Here is a 21,456-nt window from a genome sequence, read left to right as displayed (position 1 = left end):
GCTACACCGGCACCCCCGCCTCCGACGCGGGCTCCCGCCGCGCCAACTGGGTCTCCAACGGCTCGTGCGCCGGCGAGGACGGCTCCGCGACCGTCGGCTCCGGTGTGACCGACGGCTCCGGCGGCGGGGGTGCCGGCTCCGGGTCCGACGGCCGGCTCGGCTCCGGTGGATCGGGCCGGCTGTCGGGCGTCGTCGGCTCCGTCGGCCCGCCCGGCCGCCCGGTGTCGTCCGGCGCCGGACCGCTCACCCCCGCGGAGGGCGACGCCTCGGCCGAGGCCGACGCCCCCGCCCCGCCCTTCTCACGCTTGCCCTTCCCGCCCTGGCCCGCACGACGCCCGCGCTCGCCCTCGGCCGCCGCGCCGCCCTGGCCGTCCACACCTCCCGGCCCCGGCGGCAGCCCTCCGCCGGGCGCCGCACCACCCGGCCGACCCTCGGAATGCGACGGCTTGGCGGCCCCGCCCGCCCCGTCCTCACCGACACTCATACAGCCGGCGACGGCGGCGACGGCCACGACGGTGGCGGCCAGGCGGACGGGTACGTACAAGGGGCGCACGAGGCCACCTCCGGTCGCGATGCTGGGTCGATGTGTCCAACTCCCGCCGCCCGCCGGAGGACACGCCAACGACGCACCAGTGACAGACCGGTGACCTACCCGTAGCCGAGAGCGTGCAGTCGGGCGTCGTCGATCCCGAAATGATGCGCGATCTCGTGCACCACCGTGATCTCCGCCTCCGCGACGACGTCCTCCCGGGACTCGCACATCCGCAGGGTCGGGCCCCGGTAGATGGTGATCCGGTCCGGCAGCACGCCGGCGTACCACTCGCCCCGCTCCGTCAACGGAGTTCCCTCGTACAGCCCCAGCAGCTCGGGATCGTCCGCCGGGGGCTCGTCCTCGACGAACACCGCGACGTTGTCCATCAGCCTCGTCAGCTCCGGCGGAATCCGGTCGAGCGCCTCGGCCACCAGCTCCTCGAACTCCCCGCGCGTCATCTCCAGCACACCGCCATTGTCAGCCATGACCCGTCCGTACGAGCGCCATCGGACACCCCGCATATCGACTGCTCCGTATGGGCATACGGGACCAATGGTCCGCGTCCCCTCCGTAGTCAGGAACCTCCGACACCGCTCCCCAAGGGGCCCGCGCGCACTCAGTCGGCGCCACCGCTCCCGCCACCCCGTCCCTCCGACGACGACCACCACGCTCGCCCCCCGCCCCCACCCCTGGAAGCGGGTCCTGGGACTCATCGCCGTCGTTCTGCTGGGCGCCTGGCTCGGCCTGCTGGTCGTGGGCGACGTCCGGGTCCCGGTCGGCCCCATGGACACGACCATGACCCTGCGCCCCTCCCTCACCGGCGGCACGAAGATCAACGTCTCTCCCCTGGGCGCCCTCGAACTCGACAGCCACAACGCCCCCGTCCGCCTCGACGTCAACGTCGACCAGCTCGACCCCGCCCGCTCCCAGGCCCTCGTCGACCACCCCGAACGCCTCTCCGGGCTCCAGGACGAAGTCACCCAGGACATCGCCCGCGGCACCGCCGACCTCGCCGTACGCTCCGTCGCCGCCGTCGTCACCGGCGCCACCGCGCTCGGCCTCATCGTCTACCGCCGGCCCCGCCGCGCCCTGGCTGCGGGCGGCCTCGCCCTCAGCCTGCTGGCCGCGTCCGGCGGCACCGCGTACGCCACCTGGAACCCGGACTCCGTCCTCGAACCGAAGTTCTCCGGGCTGCTCTCCTCCGCGCCGTCCCTGGTCGGCAACGCCCGCAGCATCGTCACCGAGTTCGACGTCTACCAAAAAGAGCTGGCCCGCCTGGTCACCAACGTGACGAAGCTCTACGACGCCACCTCCACGCTGCCCGTCTACCAGCCCGACCCGACCACCATCCGGGTCCTGCACGTCTCCGACATCCACCTCAACCCCGCGAGCTGGGCGATCATCGCCTCGCTCGTCGAGCAGTACCGGGTGGACGTCATCGTCGACTCCGGCGACACCATGGACCACGGCACCGCCGCCGAGAACGGCTTCCTCGACCCCGTCGAGGACCTCGGCGCCCCCTATGTCTGGGTCCGCGGCAACCACGACTCCCTGGTCACCCAGCGCTATCTGGAAGGCCTCAGGAACGTCCACGTCCTGGACGAGGGCCGGGCCGAAACCATCGCGGGCCTGCGTTTCGCCGGCACCGGCGACCCCCAGTTCACCCCCGACCGGTCCAAGAAACCCGGAGCCGAGCAGTCCCAGGAACTCGCCGGCGCCCGCCTCGCCTCCGCCCTGCGCGACCAGAAGGCGGCCGGCACCCCGGTCGACGTGGCCGTCGCCCATGAACCGTCGGCGGCCCGCGAGGTCGACGGCACGGTGCCCCTCGTCCTGGCCGGGCACATCCACCACCAGAAGACGGAGGTCATGAAGTACGGCACCCGGCTCCGCACCGAAGGCTCCACCGGCGGCAGCGGCCTGCGGGCGATCGAGGGCAAGCACCCCGACCCGATCGAGACCTCGATCCTCTACTTCGACCGCGACACCCGCCGCCTCCAGGCCTGGGACGCGATCAAGCTGGGCGGCCTGGGTCTCACGACAGCGGAGGTCAGCCGCCACCTCCCGGAGGAGAACCAGCCGGGCGCGACGCCGTTCGAGTCCCCCTCCGAGACCTCCTCCGAATCCCCGTCCCAGCCCCCGCCCCGGCCCCCCTCGGCAAGCGCCCCTTAAATCGTTTTGGCGATCGCTCCCGCCATCCCATATGCTTCTCACGTCCCCGACGCGCTGAGAAGCGCCCAGGCGGGCCGATAGCCCTCATCGTCTAGCGGCCTAGGACGCCGCCCTTTCAAGGCGGTAGCACGGGTTCGAATCCCGTTGGGGGCACGCACCACCTTGTGCGACACTGTCGTACGAAGCTTGGTCCTGTGGAGCAGTTAGGAGTGCTCGCCACCCTGTCAAGGTGGAGGCCGCGGGTTCAAATCCCGTCAGGACCGCTGAGGTTTCACGTGAGACCTCGTGGCTGGGTAGCTCAGTTGGTACGAGCGATCGCCTGAAAAGCGATAGGTCGCCGGTTCGACCCCGGCCCCAGCCACAACAACACCCCCTCCGGATTTCCGGAGGGGGTGTTCGCGTGCGCCGCACCGCCAAAACTGTTGGCCACAAAATTCTCGATGATGAGATCCTGGTTCCCGTATGTCCACGCAACCTGTCTCCGCTTCCGCGACCTCCTCCGGCGCCCCATCTCCCGGCGCACCGTCCTCCAGCGCTCCCACCTTCGGAGCCCTCGCCTCCCGCCTGACCGAGCTCTCACTGCGCGATGCGCAGCGGCTCGGGCGCAGGCTCGAAGGCGCACGCAAGATCCGCAAGCCGGAGGCCCGGACCGCCGTGCTCGACGAGATCGATGCGGAGGTCGCGAAGGCCGAGGAGCGGATGGCCGGGCGACGTGCGCGTGTCCCGATGATCACGTATCCGGAGCAGTTGCCGGTCAGCCAGAAGAAGGACACGATCGCCGAGGCCATTCGCGATCACCAGGTGGTGATCGTCGCGGGCGAGACGGGTTCGGGCAAGACCACGCAGATCCCGAAGATCTGTATGGAGCTGGGCCGGGGCGTCCGCGGGATGATCGGGCACACACAACCCCGCCGGATCGCCGCCCGCACGGTGGCGGAGCGTGTCGCCGAGGAGCTGGACACTCCGCTCGGGGAGGCCGTCGGCTGGAAGGTGCGGTTCACCGATCAGGTGAGTCCGGACTCCACCTTCGTGAAGTTGATGACCGACGGCATCCTGCTCGCCGAGGTCCAGACGGACCGGGAGCTGCGCGCCTACGACACGATCATCATCGACGAGGCCCACGAGCGGTCGCTGAACATCGACTTCCTGCTGGGGTATCTCGCTCAGCTGCTGCCGCGGCGCCCGGACCTGAAGGTCGTCATCACCTCGGCGACCATCGACCCGGAGCGGTTCTCCCGGCATTTCGGCGATGCTCCGATCATCGAGGTCAGCGGTCGTACGTATCCCGTCGAGGTCCGGTACCGGCCGTTGCTCGAGGAGGACTCGCAGGACGCCGACCGTGACCAGATCACCGCGATCACGGACGCCGTCGAGGAGCTGATGGCCGAGGGTCCGGGCGACATCCTGGTCTTCCTCTCCGGCGAGCGGGAGATCCGGGACACGGCGGACGCGCTGACGAAGAAGCAGTACCCCCGCGCCGGAGGCGCTGATTGGCGCAGCACCGAAGTGCTGCCGCTGTACGCGCGGCTCTCGCACGCCGAGCAGCACCGTGTCTTCCAGCAGCACAGCGGCCGCAGGATCGTTCTCGCGACCAACGTGGCGGAGACGTCGCTGACGGTGCCGGGCATCAAGTACGTCATCGACCCGGGCTTCGCCCGTATCTCCCGGTACAGCCACCGGACCAAGGTGCAGCGGCTGCCGATCGAGCCGGTGTCGCAGGCCAGCGCCAATCAGCGCAAGGGCCGCTGCGGGCGTACGTCGGACGGCATCTGCATCCGGCTGTACAGCGAGGACGACTTCGACGCCCGCCCGGAGTTCACGGACGCGGAGATCCTCCGTACGAACCTGGCGTCGGTCATCCTGCAGATGACGGCGGCGGGTCTGGGCGACATCGAGAAGTTCCCGTTCATCGATCCGCCGGACCACCGGAACATCCGGGACGGCGTGCAGTTGCTGCAGGAACTCAACGCGCTGGACCCGGCGCAGAAGGACCCCCGCAAGCGGCTGACGGAGACCGGGCGGAAGCTGGCCCAGCTGCCGGTCGACCCGCGGCTGGCACGCATGGTGCTGGAGGCGGACCGCAACGGCTGTGTCCGCGAGGTGATGGTGATCGCGGCGGCGCTGTCCATCCAGGACCCGCGTGAGCGACCGTCCGACAAGCAGACCCAGGCGGACCAGCAGCATGCCCGGTTCCGGGACGAGACCAGCGACTTCCTCGCCTACCTGAACCTGTGGCGCTATGTGCGCGAGCAGCAGAAGGAGCGCGGCTCGTCGTCCTTCCGGCGCATGTGCAAGCAGGAGTACCTGAACTTCCTGCGGATCCGTGAGTGGCAGGACATCTACACGCAGTTGCGCACGGTCGCCAAGCAGATGGGCATCCACCTCAACGAGGAGGAGGCGCCCGGGGACCGTATCCATGTCTCGCTGCTCGCGGGTCTGCTCTCCCACATCGGGATGAAGGACGTGAAGGAGTCGAAGGACTCCGGTGCGGCCGGGCGCAAGGACGGGAGCGGGCGCAAGGACGGAGGCGGGCGCAACGAGTACGTGGGGGCGCGCAACGCCAAGTTCGCGATCTTCCCCGGTTCGGCGTTGTTCAAGAAGCCGCCGCGGTTCGTGATGTCGGCGGAGCTCGTCGAGACGTCCCGGCTGTGGGCCCGGGTCAACGCGAAGATCGAGCCGGAGTGGGTCGAGCCGCTCGCCGGGCATCTGCTGAAGCGCACGTACAGCGAACCGCACTGGGAGAAGGACCAGGCCGCGGTGATGGCCTACGAGAAGGTCACGCTGTACGGCGTCCCGATCGTCGCCCACCGCAAGGTGAACTACGGCCGGATCGACGCCGAGGTGTCGCGCGAGCTGTTCATCCGCAATGCCCTGGTCGAGGGTGACTGGCGCACGCACCACAAGTTCTTCGCGGACAACCGCAGGCTGCTCACCGAGGTCGAGGAGCTGGAGCACCGGGCGCGGCGCCGGAACATCCTGGTCGACGACGAGACCCTGTTCGACTTCTACGACCAGCGGGTTCCCGAGCATGTCGTGTCGGGGGCCCACTTCGACTCGTGGTGGAAGCGCAAGCGGCACGAGCAGCCGGACTTCCTCGACTTCGAGCGCGAGATGCTCATCCGTGAGTCTGCGGAGGCCGTCAGCAAGGCCGACTATCCGGATTCCTGGCGGCAGGGCGCCCTCACGTTCCGGGTGACGTACCAGTTCGAGCCGGGTGCGGACGCGGACGGGGTGACGGTCCATGTTCCGCTCCAGGTGCTGAACCAGGTCACGGAGGAGGGCTTCGACTGGCAGATCCCGGGCCTGCGGGAGGAGGTCGTCACGGAGCTGATCCGTTCCCTCCCCAAGCCGATCCGCCGCAACTACGTGCCGGCGCCGAACTACGCGAAGGCGTTCCTGGAGAGAGCGGTTCCGCTGCAGGAGCCGCTGACCACGACGATGGCGCGTGAGCTGAAGCGCATGGTTGGGGTGCCCTTCGACGCGGACGACTTCGACTGGTCCAAGGTCCCCGACCATTTGAAGGTCACGTTCCGGATCGTCGACGAGCGTCGTCGCAAGCTCGACGAGGACAAGGACCTCGAAGCGCTCCGGCTCCGGCTCAAGCCGAAGGCCCGCAAGGCGCTCTCGCGGGCGGCGGCCGCCACGGCCGAACGCCGGGGTGGCGAGTCCCTGGAGCGTACGGGGCTGACCGACTGGACCGTCGGCACACTGACCCGCGTCTTCGAGACACGGCGGGCCGGTCAGCCGGTGAAGGCGTTCCCGGCACTGGTCGACGACGGAGACACGGTCTCCGTACGGCTCTTCGACACGGAGGCGGAGCAGCAGCCGGCGATGTGGAAGGGCACGCGTCGGCTGATCCTGCGCAACATCCCGGTGAGTCCCGCGAAGTTCGCATCCGAAAAGTTGACGAACCCCCAGAAGCTCGCTCTGTCGGCGAATCCACACGGTTCGATCCAGGCACTGTTCGACGACTGCGCGATGGCGGCGGCGGACCGGCTGATCGCGGACTTCGGTGGGCCCGTGTGGGACGAGGAGTCGTATCGCAAGCTGTACGACAAGGTGCGCGCGGAGATCGTGGACACGACCGTCCGTGCGGTGGGTCAGGTGCAGCAGGTACTTGCCGCCTGGCAGGCGTGCGAGCGCCGGCTGAAGAGCGTGCGCAGCCCCGCGCTGCTGGCGAACCTCCAGGATGTGCGGGGGCAGCTGGACGCCCTGGTGAAGCCGGGGTTCGTGACGGAGACGGGGTTGCGGCGACTGCCGGACCTGATGCGGTACCTGGTGGCCGTGGACCGTCGTCTGCAGCAGATGCCGGCGAACGCCCAGCGGGACACGACCCGCATGGAGAAGGTCCAGGAGATGCGGGACGAGTACGCCTGGCTGCTGGAGCAGATGCCGCAGGGGCGGCCGGTGCCGCAGCAGGTGCTGGACATCCGCTGGATGATCGAGGAGCTCCGGGTCAGCTATTTCGCCCACGCGCTGGGCACGGCGTACCCGGTGTCGGACAAGCGGATCGTGAAGGCGATCGACGCCGCCGCTCCGTGACGGAAGCGGCACGCAGGGTGAATTCGACCAGCGGGCCACGACTCCTGTACAGTCTCTTCTCGCAGCGCAAGACAGTAATCGCGCCGCGAAACCTGGTCCTGTGGAGCAGTTAGGAGTGCTCGCCACCCTGTCAAGGTGGAGGCCGCGGGTTCAAATCCCGTCAGGACCGCTTTCACGAAGGGGCCCGCACCGTACGGTGCGGGCCCCTTCGTCGTACTTGAGACCAGGCCAGGCCAGGCCAGGACAGAGGCCGCGCCCGCGGCGGCTGCCGCCGTCGAACACAGCGCATCCCGTCAGGACCGCTTCCGCCAAGGCGCCCGCATCACACGGCGCGGGCCTCTTCGCCGCACCCGAAACCAGGCCGTGCCCGCGGCGGCCGCCGTAGCGGTGAGGCCCTTCTCACCAGGTTCCGTCGTCGCCCTCTCTCGCACGCCCCCCTCGCGGCGCCGCCATTCGCCACCCGAAGGCCCTCACCGGCGGCGTGAGGGCCTTTCAGGTGGTCCCACGTATTCGAGGGCCCCGCGCCCGTGCCGAGCGCCTCTGAGGCTTCCCGACGGAACTCCCCGTGTCTTGACGGGGCGGGATTCCCTGGGTACCCCGGACGGCAGGGCAGGCCGCTCTCCGTGCGGCCCTCGGGAGGTGGCACATGACCGAATCGGCCAGGCACGAAACGCGGGCGTTACTCCGCGCGCACCTGTCGGCCGCGTCGTCGCTCGGGGGGCATCTCACCCACCACTGCGCCGTCTGCCACCGCCTGTTGCGGCTGGCGATGGACTCCGCTCCCCACGACTCCGCCCTCCGCCCCGCCGAACACACGGAATCCACCGGGAGCCCCCAAGGCACGGAGCGGCCACCGGAGCCCGTCGAGGACGAGGGCGCCGCGACCGCCCGGCCCACCACCCGGACCACCGCCCCGCCCAGCACCCCAGCCACCCAGTTACCGGGCCCCGACGCCGAGTTGCTCGCCTCACGCGCAACGCCCGCCCCCCTCTAGCGCATATGCCGGTGGCTCAACAACCCAGCCGGTGTGTGACGGGTGTCACCGCACGAGTTTTGGAATGTGCGGTACTTACTCCCGCCCCACACCAAGTCAATTTAATATGTGCAATTGCACTCTCCTCAGGGGCCCGCACATGCCTCCGCACAGATGGCCCCACAGTCGCCCCCGGAGTCGGACAAGCTCGCGCACGAAGCCCCCGTCGCCCCACCCGGCCGGCCTTTCCGGGGCCTCGGCCAGCACCGATCACCGAGCGTTCACACCGACCGGCCGACAGTCCACCGCACAAAAAATCGCGCTGGACTCGGCGGAGTCCAGCGCGATCGACGACGCACCCTGTGCAGCTGCCTGGAAAGTTCTGTTCGGCGTGGGAGAGGGGCCTGTTGGGGCAGTCCCCGCGTCGTGTGGAGCTGTGGTTCCGGACGCTTCGGCCAGTTGGGGGACCAGCCGGTTCGTCCGGGTTATTCAGTTGTTCAGGCCTCGCTGCGCTGCTGCGGAATGCCCGCGAGCAGGGCGCGGACCTCAGCTTCGCGGTAGCGGCGGTGCCCGCCGAGCGTGCGGATCGACGTGAGCTTGCCGGCCTTCGCCCAACGCGTGACCGTCTTCGGGTCCACGCGGAACATGGTGGCGACCTCAGCCGGGGTCAGCAGCGGCTCGGCATCAGGGGTGCGAGCGGTCATGAGCGGCCTCCTCGGGAGAACCGAACCTTCTCGGTTCTTTCCTCTAAATTCTGCACCTTGACCCGCGTTGCCCGAAATGGTGGACGCGGGTCGAGTCGGTTATAGGACGAACGGCTTGTCCTCGGCACTACAACTACACCATCCGTCCAGCCGCGTCGGCCAAACCGATGGAATTGCCCTCCCAGGTGTTCATCAGCCGCGGAAGCCGATGGACCATGCCATAGCGGACAGTCACTCGCCTGTGACGATCAGTCACAGGCGAGATCAGGAGTCGCTCGACCCCCCAAAGCGGGCAATGCCGAAATTCCGCCCATAGTCGAGCACAGCAGGACGGAGGAGCCCTCCCGGACTCCTTGTCCTATTTTGGCACGAGGGGGTGCAAGGGGCGCAAGGGCCGCGTACGTGCGGTCCGTCACGCTTGACCCGCTTGGGACATACGCCCGGATCGGCAACCTACGTCCGTTGTCGGGTTCGGGTTGACGAAACCTCAGGGCGACGACAAAACCCCAAGAAGGGCGTTTGGTCAAACGCCCGTTCGCCACCTCGGCCGTACGGCGGGCGTCAGTTGGCCGACCGCAGATCCCGTACGGAACGCCACCGCTCCACCAGTCGCCCGTAGGCCTCCCCCGCGGCCACCCCGTCGCCGCGGCGCAGGGCCGCGATCCCCTCGGCCACGTCGGCCGCCGAGTGGTCGTCCTCCAGGGCGCCGGCCGGCAGGGCGTGCACCAGGCCGCCGTAGTCCAGCTCGACCAGTGAGCGCGGATGGAACTCCTCCAGCCAGCGCCCGACGTCCACCAGGCCGTCGATCAGCGGCCCTCCGTCCATGGTGTCCTTCAGCGCCCGCAGCCCGCGCGCCACCCGCCGCCGCGCCTCGACCATGGGCGTCCGGTAGCGCAGGACGGGAGCCCCGGTGGGGCCCCCGTCGGCGGAACCCTTGTCGTACTCGCGCTCCTCGTCCGAGACCAGCACGAACCAGTTGATCGGCACCTGCCAGGTCGCCGTGCGGATCCACGGCCGGGCGTCGGGATGGACGGCCAGCCAGCGCTCGTAGTCCTCGGCGGCCTGGCGTCGCACGAACGGGGGCAGGAGCGCGTCCAGGACGGGCAGGGGAAATTCCTCGGCGAGTTCGCCCAGGGCCTGCCAGCCGCGCAGCCGGGTGCGCCAGGGGCAGACGCAGACCACTCCGTCGACCTCCAGCACGAACGCGTCGTCGCTCTCCCGCGCCGGAACCGGGACCGGTGGGGTGGGCACGACGTCGGCCAGGGCCCGGCGGAGTTCGTCCTGGTAGGAGGGGAGGTCGGTGCGTCGGGCGTAACGGGCCCAGTGGCCGCGCTCCGGCTCCGGGAAAGCGGCCAGCGGTTCGTACACGCGCAGATAGGTCGCGTAGGGGACGACCACCGAGGAGACCTTGGGCACGCCTGCTCCCTCCCCCGCGCACCGGCGCGAAAACCTGCGGACCCGCTCACGCGCGCGCGGGTGACGCGGACGCACGGGCAATCCAGGCAAATGGTCGCACGGTGACACCCCGGGAGTGACCACGGGAACGTGATCCTGGACACGGCGCCGCTCTCGGGCGCGGCAGGGCCTAATCTCGTGCTCACAGCCTCCGCGGGCTCCCCCATCGCCACAAGCGGCGGGGGAGTTTTCGGGATCTGCGTCCACCCGCCGCTACTTACTCAGGAGTCACCACCGTGACCGACGTATCTGACGGCGTCCTGCACACCCTGTTCCGTTCGGGCCAGGGCGGTCACGAGCAAGTCGTGCTCTGCCAGGACCGTGCAAGTGGCCTCAAGGCCGTCATCGCCCTCCACTCCACCGCCCTGGGCCCCGCCCTCGGCGGTACGCGCTTCTACCCGTACGCGACCGAGGAGCAGGCCGTCGCCGACGCGCTGAACCTCGCCCGCGGGATGTCGTACAAGAACGCCATGGCCGGTCTCGACCACGGCGGCGGCAAGGCAGTGATCATCGGGGATCCCGAGACGGTCAAGACCGAGGAGCTGCTGCTCGCCTACGGCCGGTTCGTCGCCTCACTGGGCGGCCGGTACGTCACCGCCTGTGACGTCGGCACCTACGTCGCGGACATGGACGTCGTGGCCCGCGAGTGCCGTTGGACCACGGGCCGCTCCCCGGAGAACGGCGGCGCGGGCGACTCCTCGGTGCTCACCTCCTTCGGCGTCTACCAGGGCATGCGGGCCGCCGCCCAGCACCTGTGGGGCGACCCCTCGCTGCGCGACCGCAGGGTCGGCGTCGCGGGCGTCGGCAAGGTCGGCCACCACCTGGTGGAACACCTGCTCAAGGAGGGCGCGGAGGTCCTGGTCACCGACGTGCGCGAGGACGCCGTGCGGCGGGTCCTGGACCGGCACCCGCGGGGCGTCACGGCCGTCGCCGACACCGAGGCGCTGATCCGGACCGAGGGGCTGGACGTGTACGCCCCCTGCGCCCTGGGGGGTGCGCTGAACGACGACAGCGTGCCGGTCCTGACCGCCAAGGTGGTCTGCGGCGCCGCCAACAACCAGCTCGCCCATCCGGGCGTGGAGAAGGACCTCGCCGACCGCGGGATCCTCTACGCGCCGGACTACGTGGTGAACGCCGGCGGCGTCATCCAGGTCGCCGACGAGCTGCACGGCTTCGACTTCGACCGGTGCAGGGCGAAGGCGGCGAAGATCTTCGACACCACGCTCGCGATCTTCGCACGTGCGAACTTCGACGGGATTCCGCCGGCCGCGGCGGCCGACCGGATCGCCGAGCAGCGGATGGCGGAGGCCCGCGCGGCGCGCTGAAACGGGCTGCGGAAAGCAGACGGAAACGTAGATCAAGAGTGTAGACAGGAACGCAGATGCGGGACGGGGGTGGGGGCGGACCGGTGGGTCCGCCCCCACCCCCGTCCCGACGCTGTTCGTACGTTTGGCCGGTACCCGCGGCGGGGCACTTCGAGAGAACTCTCACTTCTCCCGGCGGGTCGGCCCTCGACAAGTGCTTGAAAACGCAGTTGACCTGCGAGAACAGGGTGCCGTAAGGGTCACGGAAGGGGGCACGTCATGCGGGCGACGTACCGTATGGGCGTGGGCTCAGGTACCGTGGGAGCCCTACGGACCGGCCTCTCCACGGAGAGTCCGTTCCGGACTATGAACGCGTGTCAAGACTCTGGGGCCGTCGAGCCCCGTCGTTGAGGGGGTCGAGCCATGGGGCGCGGCCGGGCCAAGGCCAAGCAGACAAAGGTCGCCCGCCAGCTGAAGTACAACAGCGGTGGGACAGACCTCGCACGTCTGGCCGAGGAGCTGGGTGCATCGCCTTCGAACACATCACCGAATATCAACGGTGACCCGGTCGAGGACGATGAGCAGGACGACGACCTGTACGCACGGTACGCCGACCTCTATGAGGACGACGACGAGGACGAGGACGGCCAGTCCTCTCCCCAACGTCGTGGCGCTTGACCTTGCACTGATTCATCAGCCCGGTCGGTGACTCCGGTCACCGACCGGGTTCTGTGCTGCCCGCACGCCCCGGTTTCCGGACGCGGCCCGGTGGTACCGGGTCCACTGGCTCCGGTCCGCCGGTCCGCGCGGGGAGTCACCGTGCTCGGTCTGCTGCTCGGTGTGCTCGTCCTGCATCAGCTCGCGTAGTCACCCACCAGTGCCGCTCCCGTGGTGTGCTCGCCGCGGTCGGTGATCTCACCGGCCACCCAGGCATCCACACCGCGGTCGGCCAGCGTGGTCAGCGCCGCGTCCGTGGACTCCTCCGGCACGATCGCGATCATGCCGACGCCCATGTTGAGGGTGCGCTCCAGCTCCAGGCGCTCGACCGAACCGGTCCGGCCGACGAGGTCGAAGACCGGGGCCGGGCTCCAGGTGGAGCGGTCCACGACCGCGTGCAGTCCGTCCGGGACGACGCGGGCCAGGTTGGCCGCGAGGCCGCCGCCGGTGACGTGGCTGAAGGCGTGCACCTCGGTGGTGCGGATCAGGGCCAGGCAGTCCAGCGAGTAGATCCGGGTGGGCTCCAGGAGCTCCTCCCCGAGGGTGCGGCCCAGCTCGTCGATCCGGCTCTCCAGGGCGAGCCCGGCCCGGTTCAGCAGGACGTGCCGGACCAGCGAGTACCCGTTCGAGTGGAGCCCGGAGGCGGCCATGGCGACGACCCGGTCACCCTTGCGGATGCGGTCCGGGCCGAGCTGCCGGTCGGCCTCCACGACGCCCGTACCGGCGCCGGCGACGTCGAAGTCGTCCTCGCCCAGCAGACCGGGGTGTTCGGCCGTCTCCCCGCCGACCAGGGCGCAGCCGGCCAGTACACAGCCTTCGGCGATGCCCTTGACGATGGCGGCGACCCGCTCGGGGTGGACCTTGCCGACGCAGATGTAGTCGGTCATGAACAGCGGCTCGGCGCCGCACACCACGATGTCGTCCATCACCATGGCGACCAGGTCGTGCCCGATGGTGTCGTAGACGCCCATGCGGCGGGCGATGTCGACCTTGGTGCCGACGCCGTCCGTGGCGGAGGCGAGCAGGGGACGCTCGTACCTCTTCAGGGCGGAGGCGTCGAAGAGGCCGGCGAAACCGCCGAGGCCGCCGAGGACCTCGGGGCGCCGCGCCTTCTTCACCCACTCCTTCATCAGCTCGACCGCTCGGTCACCCGCGTCGATGTCGACGCCCGCGGTCCTGTACGACGCCGCCGCGTGGCCGGCGCCAGTGTTCTCAGACATGACTGGGAGAGCCTTCGTCTCGTTACGGCAGGGCAGGGGCTTACGGGCGGCGGATCGCGTCGAGCGCGGCCGGCTCGGCCGTACCGGCGGCCAGCTCCGACTCCAGGAGCCGCTTGCCGAGGAGCTCCGGATCGGGCAGCTCCATCGGGTACTCGCCGTCGAAGCAGGCGCGGCACAGGTTCGGCTTGGCGATGGTCGTCGCCTCGATCATGCCGTCGATGGAGATGTACGCCAGGGAGTCGGCGCCGAGCGAGGTGCCGATCTCGTCGACGGACATGCCGTTGGCGATCAGCTCGGCGCGGGTCGCGAAGTCGATGCCGAAGAAGCACGGCCACTTCACGGGCGGCGAGGAGATCCGGATGTGGATCTCGGCGGCACCCGCCTCGCGGAGCATGCGGACCAGGGCGCGCTGGGTGTTGCCGCGCACGATCGAGTCGTCGACGACGACCAGGCGCTTGCCCTTGATGACGTTCTTGAGCGGGTTCAGCTTCAGGCGGATGCCGAGCTGGCGGATGGTCTGCGAGGGCTGGATGAACGTACGGCCGACGTACGCGTTCTTCACCAGGCCGTTGCCGAAGGGGATGCCGGAGGCCTCCGCGTAGCCGATGGCGGCCGGGGTGCCGGATTCCGGGGTCGCTATCACCAGGTCGGCCTCGGCGGGCGCCTCCTCGGCGAGGCGGCGGCCCATCTCGACGCGCGAGAGGTAGACGTTCCGGCCGGCGATGTCGGTGTCCGGGCGGGCCAGGTACACGTACTCGAAGACACAGCCCTTGGGCTTCGCTTCCGCGAATCGGGAAGAGCGCAGTCCGTTCTCGTCGATGGCGACGAACTCGCCGGGCTCGATCTCGCGGACAAAGCTGGCACCGCAGATGTCGAGGGCCGCGGACTCGGAGGCGACGACCCAGCCGCGCTCGAGCCGGCCGAGGACCAGCGGGCGGATGCCCTGCGGGTCGCGGGCGGCGTACAGCGTGTTCTCGTCCATGAAGACGAGGCTGAAGGCGCCCTTGACCTGCGGAAGGACCACATGCGCGGCCTGCTCCACGGTCACCGGTTCGCCGTCGGCGGCGCGCTGGCCGGCCAGCAGGGCGGTTATCAGGTCGGTGTCGTTGGTGGCCGCCACCTTCGGGGCGCGGCCGTTCTCCTTGGGCAGCTCGGCCACCAGTTCGGCGAGCTCGGCCGTGTTGACCAGGTTGCCGTTGTGGCCGAGCGCGATCGAGCCGTGCGCGGTGGCACGGAACGTCGGCTGGGCGTTCTCCCACACGGAGGCACCGGTGGTCGAGTAGCGGGCGTGACCGACCGCGATATGACCCTGGAGCGAACCGAGCGAGGTCTCGTCGAAGACCTGGGAAACCAGGCCCATGTCCTTGAAGACGAGGATCTGGGAGCCGTTGCTGACCGCGATACCCGCGGACTCCTGACCCCGATGCTGAAGGGCGTAGAGCCCGAAATACGTGAGCTTGGCGACCTCTTCGCCCGGAGCCCAGACACCGAAGACGCCGCAGGCGTCCTGGGGGCCCTTCTCTCCGGGGAGCAGGTCGTGGTTGAGTCGTCCGTCACCACGTGGCACGCCACCGAGTGTAGGCGAGGTCGAGTGCTGGTCCGAATTGGGTACACCACCTCAGCCCTGGATCACGTGGCGGCGAAGAATTCGACGGACGGACCGTTTTCGCTGGTCAGCGTCATGCTCCGGTGATCGACCCGATAGCTGAGCGTGGTGCCGAAGAGCCGCAGCAGCCGCTTCTCGGTCTTCATGAGTGAGTCTTCGCACACCATTCGGGTCGTGGTGGGCGTGCCGACGGTGATATGGCCGTCGCGGACGGTGGCGTCGGCGTTCACCTTGTTGCAGCCGAGGCTTCCGGAGACGGTGCCCTCCTTCTCGTCGAAGGTGAGGTGGGCACGGCCCGCGGAGTCGGGGGAGACGATCTTCCACTTCGTGCCGTACAGCGGGGTGTCCGCGTTGCCCTCGCTGAGACGGACGGTGGTGCCGTCCTCGGCGGTGAGGGTCAGCCGGTCGTCGTTCACCCGGGCCTGCGGAGCGCCGTCCTTGAGGGCGCGGGCGAGGGTGCGTTCGAAGGTGCTGCGCGGCTCGTCGTCACAGGCCATCAGGGTGGTGTCGACGGCGAACCGGACCCTGTCCCCGTCGAAGTCGGTCTCACCGCGGAAGTAGTTGCAGGCGTACCGGCCGCTGGTCCGGCCGTCGTCCTCGATGGTGACGTGTGAGTCGACGGGGGCACGGAGGGTGGTGCCGTTCGCGGTGATGCTGTCGACGTTCCAGCGCGTGCCGGTGAGGGACCGCTCCGTCGTGCCCGTCGTCGCACCGACCGCGCTCACCCGCCCGGCGTCCGCTCCCGCGCCCACCTGCTCACTGCCACAGGCCGCCACGAAGGGGACGGAGAGGGCGGCGGTGGCCGTCGCGAGAGCAGTGCGCCGTTTGCGTCGTTTGTTCCTCTGTGTGTACATGCCGCTTCGACGGAGACGGGACACTTCCGGTTCCTCTCACGTCGACCGCCCTCGCCTCACGTCATCAGCGGCAGGTACGGTCCCAGGTCCGCCCGCTCCCCGCTCGCGCTCACCTCGGCGGCGGCCACCGCGTCCTGCCACACCGTGCGCCCGGTGGCCAGCCGGATCCAGGTCAGCGGGTCGGTCTCGACGACGTTGGGCGGGGTGCCCCGGGTGTGCCGCGGCCCCGCCACGCACTGCACGACCGCGTACGGCGGGATGCGCACCTCCGTCGAGCCGCCGGGCGCCTTCGCCGCCAGCGTGTCGGCCAGCAGCCGGGTGCAGGCGGCGAGGGCCTGGCGGTCGTGGGGGACGTCGAGACCGGGCACGGCGGCGCCCAGGTCGTCGGTGTGGACGACGAGCTCGACGGTGCGGGTGACCAGGTAGTCGGTGAGGTTCATGGCCCCGGGGCGCAGGGCGAGCACACGGGTGGGCGGGGCGGTGTCTAGGTCCCGGGTCAGCTCCTCCGCGGTGCGGGTGAACAGGGCGTCGAGGTCCGGGGTCGCCTCGGCGAGCGCCCGGGAGCGCTCGGCGACGGCACCGGCGTGGGCGGCGGTCGCGGCGGGGTAGTCCAGCAGCGCCAGCTCGGGCTTCGCCGGTTCGTCCCGCTCCAGGGCCCGGCTGACGCTCCCGACGGTCAGGGCGAGGTGCGCGAGCAGGTCCCGTACGGTCCAGTCGCCGAGGCGGGTGGGCAGGGCGAGGTGTCGCGCGTCCAGGGTGCGTACCGCCTGCCGTACGTTCCCGAACTGGGCCAGGACGGCGGTGCGGGTCCTGGCGGGGTCGTAGGAACGGGTGCGCTTCTTGGCCGGGGGCATGGGGGCAGCCTAGGAGGTGCGCCGCGAGGCCGGCGCGGGCACCTCGCCGCTCCGGCCGGCCCCACGAACGACGAGGCCCCCGACCGGCAGCGGACCGGGCGGGGGCTTCGTACGGGAGACCGGGAAACCTGAACGACGCAGGCCTCGGATCAGGCCAGCAGGGCCGGGATCGTCTCCTCGTGGACCGTGCGCAGCTCCTCGAGGGGGAGCGCGAACTCGCCCTGGAGGTCCACCGTGTCCCCGTCGACGACTCCGATGCGGGTCGCCGGGAGGCCGCGCACACCGCACATGTCGGTGAAGCGGACCTCCTCCGAACGCGGCACGGCGACGATCGCGCGGCCGGCCGACTCGGAGAACAGGAAGGTGAACGCGTCGAGCCCGTCCGGTACGACCAGACGCGCGCCCTTGCCGCCGAGCAGCGCCGACTCGACCACGGCCTGGATCAGACCGCCGTCGGACAGGTCGTGCGCGGAGTCGATCATGCCGTCGCGGGAGGCGGAGATCAGGATCTCGCCGAGGAGGCGCTCGCGCTCCAGGTCGACCTCGGGCGGCAGGCCGCCGAGGTGGTCGTGGACGACCTGGGACCAGGCCGAGCCGCCGAACTCCTCACGGGTGTCGCCGAGGAGGTAGATCAGCTGCCCCTCCTCCTGGAAGGCGACCGGCGTGCGCCGCGCCACGTCGTCGATCACACCGAGGACCGCGACCACCGGGGTGGGGTGGATGGCGGCCTCGCCGGTCTGGTTGTAGAGCGAGACGTTGCCGCCGGTGACCGGGGTACCGAGCTGCAGACAGCCGTCGGCCAGACCGCGCACGGCCTCCGCGAACTGCCACATGACCGCGGGGTCCTCCGGCGAGCCGAAGTTCAGACAGTCGGAGACGGCGAGCGGCTTGGCACCGGTCGTCGCCACGTTGCGGTAGGCCTCCGCCAGGGCCAGCTGCGCCCCCGTGTACGGGTCGAGCTTGGCGTACCGGCCGTTGCCGTCGGTGGCGATGGCGACGCCGAGACCGGTCTTCTCGTCGACGCGGATCATGCCGGAGTCCTCGGGCTGGGCGAGGACCGTGTTGCCCTGCACGAAGTGGTCGTACTGCCGGGTGATCCACTCCTTGGAGGCCTGGTTGGGCGAGCCCACCAGCTTCAGGACCTGGTCCTTCAGCTCGTCGGACGTCTGCGGCCGGGGCAGCTTGTTCGCGTCGTCGGCCTGGAGCGCGTCCTGCCAGTCGGGGCGGGCGTAGGGGCGCTCGTAGACCGGGCCGTCGTGGGCGACGGTGCGCGGGTCGACGTCGACGATCTTGCCGCCGTGCCAGAAGATCTCCAGGCGGTCGCCGTCGGTCACCTCACCGATGACGGTGGCGATGACGTCCCACTTCTCGCAGATCTCGAGGAAGCGGTCGACCTTCTCCGGCTCGACGACCGCGCACATGCGCTCCTGCGACTCGCTCATGAGGATCTCCTCGGGCGAGAGCGTGGAGTCGCGCAGCGGTACGTCGTCGAGGACGACGCGCATGCCGCCGGAGCCGTTGGAGGCCAGCTCGGACGTGGCGCAGGACAGGCCGGCCGCGCCGAGGTCCTGGATGCCGACGACCAGCTTCTCCTTGAAGGCTTCCAGGGTGCACTCGATGAGGAGCTTCTCCTGGAAGGGGTCGCCGACCTGGACCGCCGGGCGCTTGGACGGCTTGGCGTCGTCGAAGGTCTCGGAGGCGAGGATCGAGGCGCCGCCGATGCCGTCGCCGCCGGTCCTGGCGCCGTACAGGATGACCTTGTTGCCGGGCCCGGAGGCCTTGGCGAGGTGGATGTCCTCGTGCCGCATGACGCCGATGGCACCGGCGTTGACCAGCGGGTTGCCCTGGTAGCAGGCGTCGAAGACGACCTCGCCGCCGATGTTGGGCAGGCCGAGGCAGTTGCCGTAGCCGCCGATGCCGGCGACGACGCCGGGCAGGACGCGCTTGGTGTCGGGGTGGTCGGCGGCGCCGAAGCGCAGCGGGTCCACGACGGCGACCGGGCGGGCGCCCATCGCGATGATGTCGCGGACGATGCCGCCCACCCCGGTGGCCGCGCCCTGGTAGGGCTCGACGTACGACGGGTGGTTGTGCGACTCGACCTTGAAGGTGACCGCGTAGCCCTGGCCGACGTCGACGACACCGGCGTTCTCGCCGATGCCGACGAGCATCGCGTCGGACTCGGGGGCCTTCTCGCCGAACTGGCGGAGGTGGACCTTGGAGGACTTGTACGAGCAGTGCTCGGACCACATCACCGAGTACATGGCGAGCTCGGCGCCGGTCGGGCGGCGGCCGAGGATCTCCACCACCCGCTCGTACTCGTCCTTCTTGAGGCCGAGTTCGGACCAGGGCAGCTCGACGTCGGGGGTCTTCGCCGCGTGCTCGACCGTGTCCAGAGGCGTCCGGCTCATGCGTTGACCAGCTTCTTGAGGATCGAGGTGAAGAACGGGAGGCCGTCGGTGCGACCGGTGCCGATCAGTGACTCGACGGCGTGCTCGGGGTGCGGCATCAGACCGACGACGTTGCCCGCCGCGTTGGTGATGCCGGCGATGTCGTTGAGCGAGCCGTTGGGGTTGAAGTCGAGGTACCGGAAGGCGACGCGGCCCTCGGCCTCCAGCTCGTCCAGCGTGTACTGGTCGGCCACGTAGCGGCCGTCCATGTTCTTCAGCGGGATGTGGATCTCCTGGCCGGCCGTGTAGTCGGTGGTCCAGGCGGTCTCCGCGTTCTCCACCCGCAGCTTCTGGTCGCGGCAGATGAAGTGCAGGTGGTCGTTGCCCAGCATGCCGCCGGGGAGCAGGTGCGCCTCGGTGAGGATCTGGAAGCCGTTGCAGATGCCGAGGACCGGCAGTCCCGCCTTCGCCTGCTCGACGACGGTGTCCATCACCGGCGAGAAACGGGCGATGGCCCCGGCGCGCAGGTAGTCGCCGTAGGAGAATCCGCCGCACAGCACGACCGCGTCGACCTGCTTGAGGTCCTTGTCCTTGTGCCAGAGCGCCACGGGTTCGGCGCCCGCGAGCCGGATCGCGCGTTGCGAGTCCCGGTCGTCGAGGCTGCCGGGGAAAGTGACGACGCCAATACGAGCGGTCACTTCACGGCCTCCGAGACTTCCTCGACCCTGACGGTGAAGTCCTCGATCACAGTGTTGGCGAGGAAGGATTCCGCAAGATCACGAATGCGGGCGAGCGCGGCCTCGTCGACCGGCCCGTCAACTTCCAGTTCGAATCGCTTTCCCTGACGGACGTCCGAGATCCCCTCGAAACCCAGTCGCGGCAGTGCGCGCTGCACCGCCTGGCCCTGGGGGTCGAGGATCTCCGGCTTGAGCATGACGTCGACTACGACGCGTGCCACTGGCACTCCCGGTGTGTGGTGCTGAGCAGGTCCCTTCAGACTACCCGCACAAAATTTCTACGCGAGTAGAGTTGGAGGAATCTACGTGACCACGATCACGATTCGGCGTCACGGGGAGGTGCTCGGGAAAAGATCCGGGAAAGATCCGCGATCCGTCACGTATCGCTATTGCGCACCGGACACGCGGGCAGATTTAGTCGAGCTTCACAATGCATTGCCGAGCACTGTACAAATGAATTGTCATTAGCAGATGGTTTGCCCGTTTACAGGCGGACGCCGACATCTCCGCGACACCCGGGGCGTCATCACCGACGTCGACACAGAGGCGTCGCACGAAGGGACCGATTATTCGTGGCGCAGAAGGTCGTGGTCACTCTCTTTGACGACATCGACGGCTCGGAAGCGGCGGAAACGATCGCCTTCGGACTCGACGGCAAGTCGTACGAGATCGATCTGAACGAAGCCAACGCCGACGGCCTGCGGAAGGCGCTCGCGCCCTACGTGCAGGCCGGCCGCAAGCGCTCCCGCTCGGGCCGGGCGTACCGGCAGACGGAGATCGCCCCCGATCCGGCGGCCGTGCGCGCCTGGGCACTGTCGAACCAGATGGACGTCCCCGCGCGCGGACGGATCCCCAAGCGGATCTACGAGGCGTTCGCCGCGGCGCGGTGAGACCGGCGCGGCGGGACGGGTGTGACGGGGCGCGCGGTGCGGCGGGGTGCGTCCCGGCCACCCGGGCCCCGGTCGTCCGCGCTCCGGCCATCCGGCCCCCGTGGCAGCCGACTTGCACAACACCCCCGTTGATCAGCTAGAGTCTGGAGCACACCGCGAGGCCAGGCCGAAAGGCCCAGCTCACGGAGTACATGCGGGTGTAGTTCAGTAGTAGAACATCCCCCTTCCAGGGGGAAGGCGCAGTGTGCGATTCCTGTCACCCGCTCTGCTTGGCCGTACCGATCGGCGCATTCGATCAGGTAGGCTGGTGCTCGCACCGACCGGTGAAAGCTGGTCGGAGGCAATGCGGACGTAGCTCAGCTGGTAGAGCGCAACCTTGCCAAGGTTGAGGTCGCGAGTTCGAACCTCGTCGTCCGCTCGGGAATCAGACCCCGGTCCATCGGACCGGGGTCTTTTCGTGTCGCCGTACCCCTCTCGGTGCCCGTGCGGGACGGCCCGGCACCGTTCTGACA

The 21,456-nt window shown here is 69.6% G+C and carries 17 protein-coding genes and 6 tRNA genes; 12 read left to right on the top strand and 11 right to left on the bottom strand.

Annotated features, from left to right (window positions below; genetic code table 11):
• Position 1: 1 nt before the first annotated feature.
• Entirely contained in the window at positions 2–553 is a 552-nt protein-coding gene (locus AC6F7H_RS14300) for a hypothetical protein (protein WP_500757373.1), read from the bottom strand.
• A 95-nt stretch (positions 554–648) separates the two neighbouring features.
• Positions 649–999 (bottom strand): metallopeptidase family protein, encoded by a 351-nt coding sequence (locus tag AC6F7H_RS14295; protein WP_055593280.1) that lies wholly within the window; start codon positions 997–999, stop codon positions 649–651.
• Positions 1,000–1,084: 85 nt separating this feature from the next.
• Here AC6F7H_RS14295 and AC6F7H_RS14290 point away from each other — a divergent pair, with 85 nt between their 5' ends.
• From AC6F7H_RS14290 to AC6F7H_RS14260, 7 genes are all read left to right on the top strand, one after another.
• Entirely contained in the window at positions 1,085–2,701 is a 1,617-nt protein-coding gene (locus AC6F7H_RS14290; RefSeq protein ID WP_500757372.1) for a metallophosphoesterase family protein, read from the top strand.
• A gap of 80 nt (positions 2,702–2,781) precedes the next feature.
• A tRNA-Glu gene (locus AC6F7H_RS14285) sits at positions 2,782–2,854 on the top strand.
• Positions 2,855–2,889: 35 nt separating this feature from the next.
• Positions 2,890–2,964: transfer RNA gene (locus AC6F7H_RS14280), tRNA-Asp, on the top strand.
• A 24-nt stretch (positions 2,965–2,988) separates the two neighbouring features.
• Positions 2,989–3,062, top strand: a tRNA-Phe gene (locus AC6F7H_RS14275).
• A 101-nt stretch (positions 3,063–3,163) separates the two neighbouring features.
• Positions 3,164–7,243, top strand: coding sequence for an ATP-dependent RNA helicase HrpA (gene hrpA, locus AC6F7H_RS14270; protein ID WP_500757371.1), 4,080 nt, complete (start codon positions 3,164–3,166; stop codon positions 7,241–7,243).
• Between the two features lie 94 nt (positions 7,244–7,337).
• Positions 7,338–7,412, top strand: a tRNA-Asp gene (locus AC6F7H_RS14265).
• Between the two features lie 477 nt (positions 7,413–7,889).
• The gene (locus AC6F7H_RS14260) at positions 7,890–8,237 is read left to right on the top strand and encodes a DUF6274 family protein (protein ID WP_500757370.1); all 348 of its coding nucleotides are present in this window, start codon (positions 7,890–7,892) and stop codon (positions 8,235–8,237) included.
• 476 nt (positions 8,238–8,713) lie between these two features.
• Here AC6F7H_RS14260 and bldC read toward each other — a convergent pair whose 3' ends face one another.
• The gene (gene bldC / locus AC6F7H_RS14255) at positions 8,714–8,920 is read right to left on the bottom strand and encodes a developmental transcriptional regulator BldC (RefSeq protein WP_003949541.1); all 207 of its coding nucleotides are present in this window, start codon (positions 8,918–8,920) and stop codon (positions 8,714–8,716) included.
• A 561-nt stretch (positions 8,921–9,481) separates the two neighbouring features.
• Entirely contained in the window at positions 9,482–10,336 is an 855-nt protein-coding gene (locus AC6F7H_RS14250) for a DUF8083 family protein (protein ID WP_500757369.1), read from the bottom strand.
• Positions 10,337–10,611: 275 nt separating this feature from the next.
• Here AC6F7H_RS14250 and AC6F7H_RS14245 point away from each other — a divergent pair, with 275 nt between their 5' ends.
• A complete protein-coding gene (locus tag AC6F7H_RS14245) occupies positions 10,612–11,700 on the top strand; it encodes a Leu/Phe/Val dehydrogenase (protein WP_500757368.1) in 1,089 nt (362 codons plus the stop codon).
• 402 nt (positions 11,701–12,102) lie between these two features.
• Positions 12,103–12,357 (top strand): DUF3073 domain-containing protein, encoded by a 255-nt coding sequence (locus AC6F7H_RS14240; RefSeq protein WP_500757367.1) that lies wholly within the window; start codon positions 12,103–12,105, stop codon positions 12,355–12,357.
• A 176-nt stretch (positions 12,358–12,533) separates the two neighbouring features.
• Here the strand turns inward: AC6F7H_RS14240 and purM are convergent, their stop codons facing one another.
• From purM to purS, 7 genes are all read right to left on the bottom strand, one after another.
• On the bottom strand, positions 12,534–13,616 hold the full coding sequence (purM, locus tag AC6F7H_RS14235) for a phosphoribosylformylglycinamidine cyclo-ligase (protein WP_500757366.1): 1,083 nt from the start codon (positions 13,614–13,616) through the stop codon (positions 12,534–12,536).
• Positions 13,617–13,656: 40 nt separating this feature from the next.
• Positions 13,657–15,183, bottom strand: a complete 1,527-nt coding sequence (gene purF / locus AC6F7H_RS14230; protein WP_500757365.1) for an amidophosphoribosyltransferase — start codon at positions 15,181–15,183, stop codon at positions 13,657–13,659.
• A gap of 62 nt (positions 15,184–15,245) precedes the next feature.
• Complete coding sequence (locus AC6F7H_RS14225; RefSeq protein ID WP_500757364.1) at positions 15,246–16,076, bottom strand: META domain-containing protein; 831 nt, start codon at positions 16,074–16,076, stop codon at positions 15,246–15,248.
• A gap of 56 nt (positions 16,077–16,132) precedes the next feature.
• Positions 16,133–16,930, bottom strand: a complete 798-nt coding sequence (locus tag AC6F7H_RS14220; protein WP_500757363.1) for a maleylpyruvate isomerase family mycothiol-dependent enzyme — start codon at positions 16,928–16,930, stop codon at positions 16,133–16,135.
• A gap of 149 nt (positions 16,931–17,079) precedes the next feature.
• Positions 17,080–19,338 (bottom strand): phosphoribosylformylglycinamidine synthase subunit PurL, encoded by a 2,259-nt coding sequence (gene purL, locus AC6F7H_RS14215; RefSeq protein ID WP_500757362.1) that lies wholly within the window; start codon positions 19,336–19,338, stop codon positions 17,080–17,082.
• A complete protein-coding gene (gene purQ / locus AC6F7H_RS14210; protein ID WP_500757361.1) occupies positions 19,335–20,015 on the bottom strand; it encodes a phosphoribosylformylglycinamidine synthase subunit PurQ in 681 nt (226 codons plus the stop codon). The genes purL and purQ overlap by 4 nt, the downstream gene beginning before the upstream one ends.
• Positions 20,012–20,275, bottom strand: a complete 264-nt coding sequence (gene purS, locus AC6F7H_RS14205; RefSeq protein WP_500757360.1) for a phosphoribosylformylglycinamidine synthase subunit PurS — start codon at positions 20,273–20,275, stop codon at positions 20,012–20,014. The genes purQ and purS overlap by 4 nt, the downstream gene beginning before the upstream one ends.
• Positions 20,276–20,626: 351 nt before the next feature.
• Between purS and AC6F7H_RS14200 the strand changes: the two genes are divergently transcribed.
• The 3 genes from AC6F7H_RS14200 (at position 20,627) to AC6F7H_RS14190 (ending at position 21,362) form a co-directional block, all read left to right on the top strand.
• Positions 20,627–20,944, top strand: a complete 318-nt coding sequence (locus tag AC6F7H_RS14200) for a histone-like nucleoid-structuring protein Lsr2 (protein WP_500757359.1) — start codon at positions 20,627–20,629, stop codon at positions 20,942–20,944.
• A gap of 193 nt (positions 20,945–21,137) precedes the next feature.
• Positions 21,138–21,209 (top strand) — tRNA-Gly (locus AC6F7H_RS14195).
• 80 nt (positions 21,210–21,289) lie between these two features.
• Positions 21,290–21,362: transfer RNA gene (locus tag AC6F7H_RS14190), tRNA-Gly, on the top strand.
• Positions 21,363–21,456 lie beyond the last annotated feature (94 nt).

Source organism: Streptomyces sp. MMS24-W38 (genome assembly GCF_059889265.1).
This window is presented reverse-complemented; position numbering and strand designations above follow the sequence as displayed.

Coding starts and splice junctions, on each gene's coding strand:
- AC6F7H_RS14290 (WP_500757372.1), top strand. CDS start 1,085: ATGGTCCGCGTCCCCTCCGTAGTCAGGAACCTCCGACACCGCTCCCCA.
- hrpA (WP_500757371.1), top strand. CDS start 3,164: ATGTCCACGCAACCTGTCTCCGCTTCCGCGACCTCCTCCGGCGCCCCA.
- AC6F7H_RS14260 (WP_500757370.1), top strand. CDS start 7,890: ATGACCGAATCGGCCAGGCACGAAACGCGGGCGTTACTCCGCGCGCAC.
- bldC (WP_003949541.1), bottom strand. CDS start 8,920: ATGACCGCTCGCACCCCTGATGCCGAGCCGCTGCTGACCCCGGCTGAG.
- AC6F7H_RS14240 (WP_500757367.1), top strand. CDS start 12,103: ATGGGGCGCGGCCGGGCCAAGGCCAAGCAGACAAAGGTCGCCCGCCAG.
- purM (WP_500757366.1), bottom strand. CDS start 13,616: ATGTCTGAGAACACTGGCGCCGGCCACGCGGCGGCGTCGTACAGGACC.
- AC6F7H_RS14225 (WP_500757364.1), bottom strand. CDS start 16,076: ATGTACACACAGAGGAACAAACGACGCAAACGGCGCACTGCTCTCGCG.
- AC6F7H_RS14220 (WP_500757363.1), bottom strand. CDS start 16,930: ATGCCCCCGGCCAAGAAGCGCACCCGTTCCTACGACCCCGCCAGGACC.
- purL (WP_500757362.1), bottom strand. CDS start 19,338: ATGAGCCGGACGCCTCTGGACACGGTCGAGCACGCGGCGAAGACCCCC.